Annotated in this window: 13 protein-coding genes; all 13 read right to left on the bottom strand. The window is 34.8% G+C overall.

Annotated features, from left to right (window positions below; translation table 11 throughout):
• Nucleotides 1-111: 111 nt before the first annotated feature.
• A complete protein-coding gene (locus tag M947_RS15960) occupies nt 112-744 on the bottom strand; it encodes a pilus assembly FimT family protein (RefSeq protein WP_021287066.1) in 633 nt (210 codons plus the stop codon).
• A 115-nt stretch (nt 745-859) separates the two neighbouring features.
• Complete coding sequence (locus tag M947_RS15955) at nt 860-2674, bottom strand: citrate/2-methylcitrate synthase (protein ID WP_021287065.1); 1815 nt, start codon at nt 2672-2674, stop codon at nt 860-862.
• A 9-nt stretch (nt 2675-2683) separates the two neighbouring features.
• Nucleotides 2684-4021, bottom strand: coding sequence for an ATP citrate lyase citrate-binding domain-containing protein (locus M947_RS15950; RefSeq protein ID WP_021287064.1), 1338 nt, complete (start codon nt 4019-4021; stop codon nt 2684-2686).
• An 88-nt stretch (nt 4022-4109) separates the two neighbouring features.
• Nucleotides 4110-5303: a cation-translocating P-type ATPase gene (locus tag M947_RS15945; RefSeq protein WP_021287063.1), complete on the bottom strand. Its 1194-nt coding sequence runs from the start codon at nt 5301-5303 to the stop codon at nt 4110-4112.
• Complete coding sequence (locus M947_RS15940) at nt 5300-5869, bottom strand: anthranilate synthase component II (RefSeq protein WP_031347881.1); 570 nt, start codon at nt 5867-5869, stop codon at nt 5300-5302. Before M947_RS15940 ends, M947_RS15945 begins: the two co-directional genes overlap by 4 nt.
• A 4-nt stretch (nt 5870-5873) precedes the next feature.
• Nucleotides 5874-6716 (bottom strand): UTP--glucose-1-phosphate uridylyltransferase GalU, encoded by an 843-nt coding sequence (galU, locus tag M947_RS15935; protein ID WP_021287061.1) that lies wholly within the window; start codon nt 6714-6716, stop codon nt 5874-5876.
• Nucleotides 6717-6769: 53 nt separating this feature from the next.
• Nucleotides 6770-7801 carry an AI-2E family transporter gene (locus M947_RS15930; protein WP_021287060.1) on the bottom strand — a complete coding sequence of 344 codons (1032 nt, stop codon included), beginning with the start codon at nt 7799-7801 and terminating at the stop codon, nt 6770-6772.
• Nucleotides 7802-7810: 9 nt separating this feature from the next.
• Nucleotides 7811-8608, bottom strand: a complete 798-nt coding sequence (locus M947_RS15925) for an ABC transporter permease (RefSeq protein ID WP_021287059.1) — start codon at nt 8606-8608, stop codon at nt 7811-7813.
• A gap of 5 nt (nt 8609-8613) precedes the next feature.
• A complete protein-coding gene (flgK, locus tag M947_RS15920) occupies nt 8614-10491 on the bottom strand; it encodes a flagellar hook-associated protein FlgK (protein WP_021287058.1) in 1878 nt (625 codons plus the stop codon).
• A 1-nt stretch (nt 10492) separates the two neighbouring features.
• Entirely contained in the window at nt 10493-10921 is a 429-nt protein-coding gene (locus tag M947_RS15915; protein WP_021287057.1) for a hypothetical protein, read from the bottom strand.
• A gap of 25 nt (nt 10922-10946) precedes the next feature.
• Nucleotides 10947-11153, bottom strand: a complete 207-nt coding sequence (locus tag M947_RS15910; RefSeq protein ID WP_021287056.1) for a flagellar biosynthesis anti-sigma factor FlgM — start codon at nt 11151-11153, stop codon at nt 10947-10949.
• Between the two features lie 81 nt (nt 11154-11234).
• On the bottom strand, nt 11235-11534 hold the full coding sequence (locus tag M947_RS15905; protein ID WP_021287055.1) for a rod-binding protein: 300 nt from the start codon (nt 11532-11534) through the stop codon (nt 11235-11237).
• Nucleotides 11535-11556: 22 nt separating this feature from the next.
• On the bottom strand, nt 11557-12603 hold the full coding sequence (locus M947_RS15900) for a flagellar basal body P-ring protein FlgI (protein WP_021287054.1): 1047 nt from the start codon (nt 12601-12603) through the stop codon (nt 11557-11559).
• Nucleotides 12604-12623 lie beyond the last annotated feature (20 nt).

Raw genomic sequence — 12623 nt, 5'->3', positions numbered from 1 at the left:
GGGGAATTATAGGAGGATGTTGCTTAATAGTTTCTTAAAGTGGGAGGAAGTTTAAATACTTTTTTTATTTGTTGTTTTTTGCTTTAAATAACTAGCTTTTTGCTAGCTATTTTAAAGTATATGTGCATAGCCTGTTTCTGGTTCTATAGCTATATTTACTATATCTCCACTTGAATGCGTCAATCTAATATTGCATGTGTCAGTTATTACTCTTTCATATATACTATTTGCACTATTTGGATTACCGAAAAGTGGACGACCTATGTGATCAAATGTAATACGCCTTGCGGTCGAGCCACAATTTGAAAATGAAACATTTGTTATATCGTATGTTTCTTGCAATGCCATTTTTTTATTTCTTCTAATATCACCTAAAAGAATAAAACCTGAAGCACCTCCACTCATATATTGATTCGAGTTTTGAGGATCTCTTGCAATTTCATTAATAGCATTAGCATTATCACTTAATGTTTCATCACTATAAATAGTATATGCCCAAATATCTTCGCCTTCTATAGTTTTATTAAACTGAATTTGCCATCTTTTTTTATACCAATCAGCATCATTCACATCAAACTTATCATCGACCATAGCTAGATGCTGAGTATACCTAATATGTGATACGACTTGAATCGCTGCTTCTCTTAATTTGTTTGACTTCATCTCTGGCAAGATTACTGCAGCTAAGATACCAATAACAATAAGTACAAAAATAAGCTCCATCATTGTGAATGCTTTTTTCATAAGACACCCTTTTAGGTTTTAAGTGACTAATTATATCAAAATTACTGAAATGTTAAATTATAATTGAATTTGTAAGAAAGTATTTGAGGAGTTTAAACCCCTCAAATATAGAAGATTAAAGCTCTGGAGCTTTTTGAACATCGTAGAGTATATCATCCATTGGATGTCTATACATTGGCATAGCAAGTCTTTTCTCATCTAAGATATGACCAATAAAACCTATAGATCTACCTAGGATAAAGAAAGCATTTAAAGCACCTGCGTCGATAAATACATCAATTTCTTCATCACTATACGCTAGTGATCTCCACATATCTACCATCAAAATACCGATAGTTCCGTCAACATTTAGTATTAGATTCTCTTTTTTAGATGTTGTTAACTGCTCTACTGTTAAAGCATAATCTAACAATGGAGTTGATGGAAAGTTCTCTTTTGCAAACTTTTTAAGTCCTTCTACTCTTAAATCTGGGTTCTTAAGAGACTTGATACGGTGACCAATACCAGGAATTGGAACTCCCTCTTTTTTCATATATGCTAAGAACTCTTTTGGGCTAAGTTTATTATCCTCAGCATATTTAAAATACTTAGCGGCACCATCTATTGCTCCACCAAATCTTGGACCAATGGTAAGTAGTCCAGCTATAAGTGAACTAATAACATCTTTGCCAGCTCTAGCTGTTACTTTTGCATTGTGAGCACCAGAGACTGCTGGACCATGATCTGCCACAGTTTTAAGTACAGTTTCTAAAAAGTCAACAGCCCATCTTGGATATCTCTTTTTAAACCACAAGATACTCATAACATCGCCTATAGTAAAGCCTGTGTCTGGGGTTGCAACTGAGCTTATTGGATAACCACAATAGTGTGCTTCTTCACCTCTATCATCAGAAATAGTACAGATAAACTCTTTGCTTCTTCTTGATTTTGGTACAATATTTAGTGCTGGCTCTTTGATATCTTTTATAATACCCTCAGCATGAAGTTCACTATATATACCGCTTATTATCTCTGGTAAATCATTAAATGATGCAGGAACATGGATGCCAACTGCTTTCATTGCAGCATTTTTAGCCTCAGCTGTTTCTCTATCATCATTAGCAGATGCACCTGCATGACCAAACTGAACACCACTATCATAATGTTTAGCAATTGTACCAATACACCATGCAATAATAGGTTTTTTGAGTTTGCCCTCTTTGACTGCTTCTATTACTTTATACTCTTCAGTACCGCCAACTTCACCTAGAAGTAACATATATTTAACTTCAGGATTAGCTTCCATTCTAAGTAGATGATCAATAAAAACAGAGCCTACAAATCTATCTCCACCAATAGCCACGCCCTCAGCGATGCCATCAGCATTTAAAGAAATAATGTTTGAAAGCTCATTAAAGAGACCACCTGAACGAGTTACAAGTCCACATGAACCTGCACGGTGAAGTTTAGATTGAACTATATTTTCTATTGTTCCGCCAACATTTGCAATCTTAAATGCCCCTGGAGCTATACCACCAACAGTAGCAGGTCCAATAACTGTCACACCTAAACTTCTTGCGTGTGCATTCATCCCTCGAGCAAGTCTTTCAGGAATACCCTCAGCTGTTATCATGATGGATCTAAAACCACCAAGGTTTAAAGCTTCCATAGTTACATCATAAGCTGTTCTAAAAGATGCAAAATTTAGAAGTACATCAGCCTGAGGTTGAGCAGCCTTTGCATCTGCTGTTGATTTATAAAGTGGTATCATAATCTCATCTGAACCATAAAAAAACTTCTCAAACTTATTTGAACTTGTAGGCGCTACAATCGCTGCTACCGATGGAGTCTCTCTTTTTATAGTGTAGTCATAATCTAGCATTCTTTGGATTGCAGTTTTGTTATTGTTCCAAAAGATTGCTTGTGTTTTTTTAGTAAATAATTGTGCCATTTTCTCTCCCTACTTCGCTAATGCCATACGCACGATGTCTGTAACATGTGTCTCTGGTCCATAAACTTCTATATAAAGTCCAAGTCTATCTGCTGCTTCTTTAATATCTTTTAGACCTTTTTCATAGTTTGGTCCGCCACGGCGAACATAAATCTTAATTCCTATCTCTTTCATTTTATCTGCATAGTTTTCAAATGCTTGGATGATACCTGTAAAAGTTTTAGCAACATCAGTAAAGTTAGCAATGGCTCCACCAATAATTAAGATTTTATCTCTGCCCTTTGCATCTTTTTTTCTAGTCATCAGATCAAGTATTGTCTCTGCATAAAACTTCGTCTCGCCAGTAGTTGGTCCACCTGAGTACTCTCCATAATTCGCCAAATCTTCTATGCCAGCCAAATCTGCAATAGTATCAGCATAAACAACTGACGCCCCGCCTCCTGCTACCATTGTCCAGATTCTAGCATCTGGCTTTAATAGAGTAAGCTTTAGTGAAGCGCCTGTTTTTGCATCAGCAGCTTCTATCGCTTCTACTTCTGGTGATTTTGACTCCATGCCAAATGCAGTAGGATACTCAACATCTCCCCACTCTTCTACCATCATAAAACCTGCTGTATCATCAAGCTTTGCAACCATATCAAGAAGTTCTATCTTTTTGCCTTGGAGTACAAATGGGTTTATTTCTAAATATGCAAAATTTAACTCTCTATATGCTCTAAAAAAGCCTATCGCAAATTTTGTAAATGCATCTTTGTCGTCTTTTGCAACATCTTTAGGGATATTAGCTTTGATTTTCTTAGCTATCTCTTCTTCACTCTCAGTTATATCAAATGCAACTTCTGTTACTTTTTCTTCCCAACCCTCTTCAACTTCCATACCGCCCTCAGCAGACATATAAAGCATATCCGAGTCACCTACACAAGTAGCTGAAATATAGTACTCTTCTTCTTGTTTGTGCGGAGTAAATGGCTCAACAATAAAGTGAGTAAGCATATCAACATTCGCTTCGCCTACAGGAGCATCTCCATCAAATGAAAAATAAACAGATTGCTTTTTTGATGATTTCTCATCTATCCAAGTTGCAGCTTTAGCCAAACTAACATCACCTGGCTTTGAGTCTTTAAAAAGAACTAAATCATTTTTACCTCTTTTACCAAAAAGCATATCTGGCTTTGCCACTAACTTTTTGTCTTTTAACCATGTATTTTCTTTTGCGGCTTTTTTTAATTCTGATCCATTTTGAACCATTACAGTTTCATAAGCATATGTAAAATCTGGAAAGTATTTATCCCAATGCTTTGCTAAAATCGACTTTGCATCATATTCTCTAATCGCTTTTTGAGCCATTTGCAACTCCCTATTTTGTTATTTGTGTGCAATTCTATCACATGTTATTAAAATACCTTGTCTACTTGCTTAGCTGGGCTCTATAGATTTAATTAGTGTTTATTTTAGTAACATAAGCATTGTAAACAGGTATATTTTTGTAACTAATAGTTACAATGTCTTTATTTTTTACAATTTTTGAGACTTGTGTCAACCTATATGTGTTGCAATTAGTTACACCATAGAAGCGCAATCTACTTGCCATTTTATACTCTGTATCAACACATTCTATGCCTCTGTTTTTAAGCTCAGTCGCTAACTCTTTTGCCACATGCATATTATATGCGAAGTGATTTCTAGGTTTACTCAAATAGGGATAAAGCTCTTTGTTGAAAAAAACTACTAAGGTGTTTAATATAAGAAAGGCAAGAGATATCATAAATGTTATCCTATACTTTGTTCTAAACATCTTTAGTCTAACTCTATACGAGTGATAAAATGTTTGTGCAGCTAAGACAAGTGCTAGTATAAGATATGGTGCAAAAGCTTCTAACTCTATTCTTTGTCTAAAAGATAAAACCAAAGACAATAAAAATGGTACTGCTGTTATGAACCACAATATTTCTACATCTTTGGTCAAATATCTTCTATACAATATATAAAACAAATAGATAAAAACTATGGGAGTAAATATTGCGCTATAAACACCTATAGCATCTAAGAAGTGCCCTTGTGGTCGACCTCCTGTGTCAATCTCATACAAAAATATTGAGATAAAAAATGTAACTATATTGAAGATGAAAAAATTTTTCTCTTTTTTATAAATAGCATAAATACTAAGTGCTAAGAAAAGATAAACAAATTCTCCTGCTACTAAAGCGTAGATAGTCAAAAGGAAGTATGTAAATTTTATAGAGAAATTTTTATATATATAGACAAAAAGCAGAAGTCCAAATATAATGAATCCTGCATTGTTAAGTATGATGGCTGAGCTTACAACGCCTGGCAATAGAACAAAAACAAATACTAACCATAGTCTGATTTTTTCTTTTTGCACATACTCTTTTGATATTTTATAGAGTAGCATTGCACTAAGGAGATGTAGTATAATCATAGGAAGCCTAAGAGCAAAATCATTTGTACCAAAGAAGTAGATAGAAATATTTGCTAGAAAGCTTAAAAAAGAGAACTCTTCATACAAAATCATAGACTCTCTGTAAGAGATGGAGAGTGAAGATGTCTCAAAGAGAAGTATTGCGGCATCTATTCCTAGGATTAAGAATAAGATGATTCTATATTTCATAGTTTTAAAAAATTTCCTATTATCTCATGTCCATACTCACTCATGATGGACTCTGGATGAAACTGGACTCCATAAATAGCTCTATCTTTTATCTTTAGAGCCATTATCTCACCATCATCTGTACTATATGCAGTTGGTTCTATATCTTTTGAAAGCACATCTTTATCAACTATCAAAGAGTGATACCTTGTAGCTATAAACTCTTTTGGAATACCTTTAAATATCTCACACTCTTTTACTACTTTCATAGTTGAAGTCTTACCATGCATCATGTTTTTTGCTCGAACTACATTTCCTCCAAAAGCTTGTGCTATGCTTTGATGGCCTAAACAGATACCCAAAATCGGCACTTTATCTTTAAAATGTTCTATTACACTTAAGGTCACACCAGCTTCATCTGGAGTCGCAGGACCGGGTGAGATGATTATTTTTTTAGGGTTTAGTGCCTCTATCTCTTCTAAACTCATCTCATCATTTCTAATAATTTTTAAATCTGCACCTAATTCTCTACAATACTCAACCACATTATAAGTAAAGCTATCGTAGTTGTCTATCATTAAAATCATCTTTTTATCCATTCTTTTGTTTATCATAAAAATAATTTGTGGCTTCTACAAAGCCATCTACGCTTCCGCAGTCAAATCTTTTACCCTTAAACTTGTAAGCTATTACTCCACCTTTTTTTGCTTGAGCCAAGAGGGCATCTGTTATCTGTATCTCTCCACCTTTTCCAGCTTTTGTCTCTTTTAGGATATCAAAAATATCTGGGGTTAGTATATATCTTCCTATGATGGCTAGGTTTGATGGAGCAAGCTCAGGCTGCGGTTTTTCTACCATATCACTAACTCTTATAATGCCATCTTCTATAGTATCACCAGCTATAACCCCATACTTGCTAGTATCTTTTTGTAAAATCTCTTGGACTGCTACTATACTACACTTGTACTTTTCATAAAGTTTTACCATTTGAGTGAGGACTGCATCTCCACCATTATCACACAAATCATCTGCGAGTATTACTGCAAAAGGTTCATCTCCAATAAGTGTCTCACCACTTGCTATAGCATGTCCTAAACCTTTCATCTCTAGCTGTCTTGTATATGAAAATGTACACTTCGTAAGAACATCTCGTATCTCATCTAAGTAGTGCTCTTTTGAAGTTCCTTTTATCTGATGCTCTAACTCATAAGAGATATCAAAATGATCTTCAATAGCCCTTTTTCCTCTCCCTGTAACTATTGCCATAGTCTCAATCTCGGCTTCAATAGCCTCTTCTACACCATATTGAAGAAGTGGTTTTGTAAGAACAGGTAGCATCTCTTTTGGGATAGCTTTCGTAGCTGGTAGAAATCTTGTTCCATAGCCGGCTGCTGGAAAGAGACATTTTTTAATTTTTTCATTGTTTTTTGACATATTAAGCCTTGAAATATTTTAAAGCAAGAGTCTATCTTCATTACTCTTTTATTTTACTTTTTTTCTACTAAATTATCCGCAGAACCAAGTAAAACTGCTATAAATTTTGTTTCCCTATTAGAATCAAAGACAATTTTTGCCATCATCGTAAGTGGAATAGAGAGTAGCATTCCCACAATTCCAAGTAGCCATCCCCAAAAGATAAGTGATAAAAAGACTACCAAAGTTGAAAGCCCTAAATCTTTACCCATAACTTTTGGCTCTATCACAGATCCAATCACAACATTTATAACTATATATAATAGACTTACTATAGCTGCACTTAGAGAGCCGAGTTGTACAAGAGTTAATAGTACAACTGGGATTGCAGCTATAATTGAGCCAATATTTGGAATGAAGTTTAACATAAAAGCCAAAACTGCCCAAAGAAAAGCGTAGTCTGTACCAATGAGTAAAAGTGCTACATATATAACCAAAGCTGTAAAAAGAGATATAAGTGCTTTTAAAACCATATACCTTTTAATCTTTTTAACTATCTCTTGTATGTTTTCTTTCATACCTCTGTCGCCACTTGCAAACGCTATTCTTTGAGTAAAATGCTCTGATTCTAAGAGCATGAAAATAACACTTAGTAAAATCACGAAACCGTTTGTAAACATAGAACCAATGCCTTGAACTATGCCACTTGAGAGTTGCATAATCTGCTTTGGGTCTATAATGCTTAAGAGTTCGCTCTTTGGCAGATCAAATCCCATACTCGTAAAAATCTCAAAAAGTTTATCAAAACTACTTGAGAGTTGTTGTTCATAAATATAGATGTTTGAGCTAAACTCTTGAACTGAAGAGCCAATAAGCTTTGCCACAAGTAACAAAAATATTACAAATATACTCATAACTAAAGTGAGTGATAGGGCATTTGGCAATCCCTTTTTGTTAAAATAGTTATAAAATGGAGAGAGAATTATAGCGATGAAAAGCGAGAGTAAAAATGGTACAACTATCTCTGAAGCACTTTTTATACCTGCTAAAATAATTATAACACTTGCACAAACTATAAATACGTAACCAAAATTTCTCTCTTTCATTATTGGCCTTTAGCTCTGTATCTGTTTTTGATTTGTGAGTTGTTGGAGATAGTTAGAGATATTTATAAGTGAAAAGGTTACTAAAAATATCATCAAACCTGGAAAAAAACTAACCCACCACGCTATCTCTATAACCTCTTTTCCTCCGCTTAAAATTGTACCCCAACTCATCTGAGGAGCTACAATGCCAAGACCTAAAAAACTAAGTCCTGACTCTGCGAGTATTGCTCCGCCAACTCCAAAAGTAAAGCTTACAAAGTAGATGGGAGCTAAAAGAGGTGTGTAGTACTTAAAAAGTATCTTTATTTTAGATACTTTTGCTATGTTTAGTATCTTTACATATGGTTGGCTTGTGATGCTAAAACTCTCTGAGCGGATAAGTCTAGCAGTTGTCATCCAACCTGTGATGGAGATGATAATTATTAAAACCCATGCAGAGGCATTTACATAACTCACAAGAGCAAGAAGTAAAAAAAATGTAGGAAACGTTAAAAAAAGATCAACTATAATGACAAAAGATTTATCAACTGCTCCTCTAAAGTAGCCTGCCATCGAGCCAAGTATCAAACCTATCATGGAAGCTATAAAAGCACTACCAACACCAATGATAAGTGAGATTTTTCCACCCTCTATAAGTCTAGCTAATATATCTCTGCCTAGTCTATCAGTTCCTAGGGGATGTTCTAGTGATGGAGGAACAAGTATAGAGTTACTTTGTAGTGCGTAAGCATCAACTCCATAAAAAATAGAGCCAAAAAAAGAAAAAGTAAAGATGCAAAACAGAATTGCGATGCTAACTTTTGGCATCTTCTTTATTGCTTGATGCCAAGAAGTGTAGTCATCATTTGATCAACTGTAGTAATAACCTTTGCAGCAGCACCATATGAAGTTTGATATTTAATTAAGTTTGTCATCTCTTCATCTATACTAACTTTAGAGACTGAATCATACTCCATCTCTGTAGCTCTAAATTGCGTTGTAATAGTCTCATTTCTTAGAGTTGCCGCCATAGTTTTACTACCAACTTCTGTAGCTGTTAAATCAAACATAGCATAAGTTGTTAGATCATACTTTTGAGAACCAACTTGAAAATCAAATTTTTCATACTGATGTTGAACCATGTTTAGTGCTACAACATTATCTCCAGATGAAGGAGTTTGTCCAGCCGATACCAAAGTAGGATCGTTGGCTATTGCATAATTTAGTTCTATACTTTGTGCATCATCTCCATCAAAATATCTGTTTAACCCCATAGCTCCTGCAAAGTTAGTTCCTGATTTATAAGAGTCATTTTTTAAAGTATCATGAAGAGCAAAAGTGTAACCTTTTGACTCTGCAGCAGGATCAAGAGTAAGCTCCATTCCACTTTTTCCATTTTTAAACGACGCCCAATTAAAGCTTATAAAGTCATCTATATCATTGTTAGCGTTACCATCGGCATTGTCATCCTTTTGTGCTTCTAATTGACCTTGGATAGAGTTTGAACCAACTGCTCCAGTCATAGTAGTTGCCTGATTTATAGTTATATCTCTAGATGATGTTACATTTCCATCTATATCATATACTACTACGCTAAAAGTGCCTTCATTTATATTTAGTGAGTTCATAATAGCATCTGTAGAATTTAAAGTTGTCTCATTTGACTCCATTTTGGTTGTAGCAGCTCTTGCGTAAATGTTGTTAGTTGACTCTATAAGTCCTTTTGCAAAAGCGTCCATTTGAGATATTACATTTTGGATAACTCCATCAGTTGGCATGCCACTAGTCGTATCAATAGATCCTCCACGAAGATTCAGTATTGAGCCTACAACTCCGCCATTAATTTTTTCATCCATAGGTATAAGAGTACCATCTTGCCTCTCATATGCCACTTCATAAAAGCCATTTGGATTATCTTCATTAGAGATATGTATAGGGTGATGCGTGTTTCCATCTACTATATTAAAGCCATTTACATGGATGCTATAACTTCCTGTTTTTGTATTTGATGAACTATCTATTTGTATATTTGATGTTAATTCTCCTGAGTTTACTTCAGCCCCAATAAGTTTAGATAAGCTTCTCTCTAAGACATTTCTTTGGTCTCTTAAGTCATTTGCTGTAAATGTATCCCCAGCTTCTGCAATATCTATTGACTTGTTTATATCCGCTATCTTTTGAGCTATAGAATTAACTTCATTTATATTTACGCTAAGTTGGTCATTTAGTTGACTTTGGAGAGACTTTACTTGATTTTGCGTAGATGAAATGTGTTGTGTTAGCGTCTCTGTCTGAGTTGTAAGTGCTAGTTTTATCGCATCATTATCAGGGTTATCAGCAAATGTTTGCCACATATCATAATACTTTGTCAAGTCAGCTTTTATACCAACTCCGTCGATCTCTGGAAAATAAGTTGAGAGTTCATCTAGAGTTTTTTTCTCAAAATCACTATACTCTTTATCTCTAGATACTGCACTATATCTATCAAAAACAAAGTTATCAAAGATTCTTTTGATATCTTGAACCTCAGCACCATTTCCAACATTTCCAGGGTACGTACTAAGTGGAGTAGCTGCTTTTGCGACAACTCTTTGTCTGCTATAACCCTCAACTTCTGCGTTTGAAATATTATGCCCAGTCGTATTGATACCTGTTTGAGCTACTTGTAACCCTGTATAACCAATATGCAATGCGTTAAATATAGATGCCATATTACACTCTCACTTGCAAGATAGATGAGTTTTTAGATGCCACTTTGCTGTAACCCTGCATCTCTGTTGGTACTATTTTTTCCAAAAATGTGTTGTACAAGTTACTAACTACTAAAACAAGTCTTGCGTAGTGTTTATTTACATCTCTTAGCTTGTTTAGTTCTATTTTTAGGTCATCTAACTGGCTATGTTGCTCTTTACTTAGGAGTTGTGGGAGATCCATATCAGGGTTTTTACTCATCAAAGAAGATATCTCATGGTCAATCATAGCTTTTTTAGTCTCAAAACTTTTTAATTTTTCCTCTTTCAATGACAACCTATCAAATTGCGGATCATTTTTAGCTTCTTTAATATCTGCAATATCAGACTCTGTAATTTGTATCAAATCTCTTAAATCAGCTAACGCTCCCTGTAAATGATGAGACAACATTTTAACTCCTATCTTTATCTTAAACCTAAAGTAACTCTTGTGCTATCTTTTTTGAGAGTTCTTCTAGGTTGATTTTATACTCACCCGAATCAATCGCTTCTTTTATACGCTCGATTTTGCTCGTATCACCTTGTTTTGTTATATTTGTATTAGTTTTACCAGCTTCTTTTGACTCACCAAAATTACTAGCGTGCAAACTGCGAATAGCAGAACTATTTAGTTGAGAAATCATCACTCATCCTTTTTTTGTCATCATAGACTTTTTCATATTACATCTATATCGACAAAACTCAAAAATACTTCAACCTAATATCTAGCGTTTCTCGCTCAAAAAGTCATAAAGCATCTGTGAAAAACCAAATCCACCAGCACTTGCTTTTGCAAGCTCGTCTCTGTACATGGACTTATAAATCTTCTCACCTGGATCATTTTGCTCGGTAAAGAGATTTTTCTCATCTTTCATAGCATTGTCCATCAGCATCTTAAGTATTACAGATTCAAAAGCATCAGTCTGTTCTCTTAGTTTGTCTTCTTTAGAATTTTCATCTATCTTAGGAATATTCATATTTTTAGACATCATCTGGGCTTGTGCGTCTATAGAGTTACTATACATTATTTTTCCCTCTCATAAAATTTTACATAACCTTTAATTGTGCTGAGATGCTTCCAGCACTCTTCATAGCTTCAAGTATAGCTATGATATCTTTTGGAGTAGCTCCTAACTTTTGAAGTGAACGAACTACATTTGCTACAGTAGTAGTTCCTCTTTTTGTATAAAGTTCATTTTGGTTTAATCCAATGACTAAGTCATTATCCACCGTCAAAGCACCCTCTGGTTGTGACAAGTTATCTTGCTCAAGTATCTTTATAGTTATATCTCCATGAGTTAAAACTACAGGCTTTACTTCTATATTGACTCCAGCAATTATAGTTCCTGTTCTCTCATTTATGATGATTTTGTTTTTAGGTTTGTAATCCATATCTATGCCTTGAACCTCAGCTAAAAACTCTATCATACTCTTGTTTTGTGGTTTTTTTAGGCGAATTGTTCTTGGATCCATAGCAACTGCAACTTGAGTGTTGTAAAAATCATTTATAGCTCTTTGGATTGCTACACTGTTTTTAAAGTTTGACTCCTTTAGTGAAAGGTTTGCGTACTCTTGATTGTAGAGATCTATGTTTATCTCTCGCTCTACAAATCCGCCCTCATATACTATTCCTACCGTTGGGTGCGACTCACTTCCTGCTCCTCTAGTGTTTTTTCCACCGATGCTTATATGACCTTGAGCAAGTGCGTAAATTTTCCCATCAACACCTTTTAGTGGAGTCATCAAAAGTGTTCCACCCTCTAGTGATTTTGCATCCCCGATGGAGGAGACTGTTATATCAAACTTATCTCCTTGTCTAGCAAAGGGAGCTAAATTTGCAGTTACAACAACAGCGGCGACATTTTTTGATTTGATATCTATAGGATTCATGTCAATATTCATGGCTTTTAACATATTTGAGATGGACTGGAGTGTAAACTTTGAAGTAGTCCCATCTCCTGTTTTTTGAAGACCAACTACAAGAGAGTAACCGATAATCTGATTTTCACGAACACCTACAATATTAGCAACATCATTTATTTTAGTAGCCCAAATAGTACTTAGTGTAAGTAAGAGAAGTAGAAAAATTTTCATAGCAGTCCTTTTAACTAGCT

Origin of the sequence: Sulfurimonas hongkongensis, from assembly GCF_000445475.1 — a bacterium.
Taxonomy (GTDB): domain Bacteria; phylum Campylobacterota; class Campylobacteria; order Campylobacterales; family Sulfurimonadaceae; genus Sulfurimonas; species Sulfurimonas hongkongensis.
Note: the sequence above shows the minus strand (reverse complement) of the source record. Positions and strands in the feature narration are given on the sequence as shown.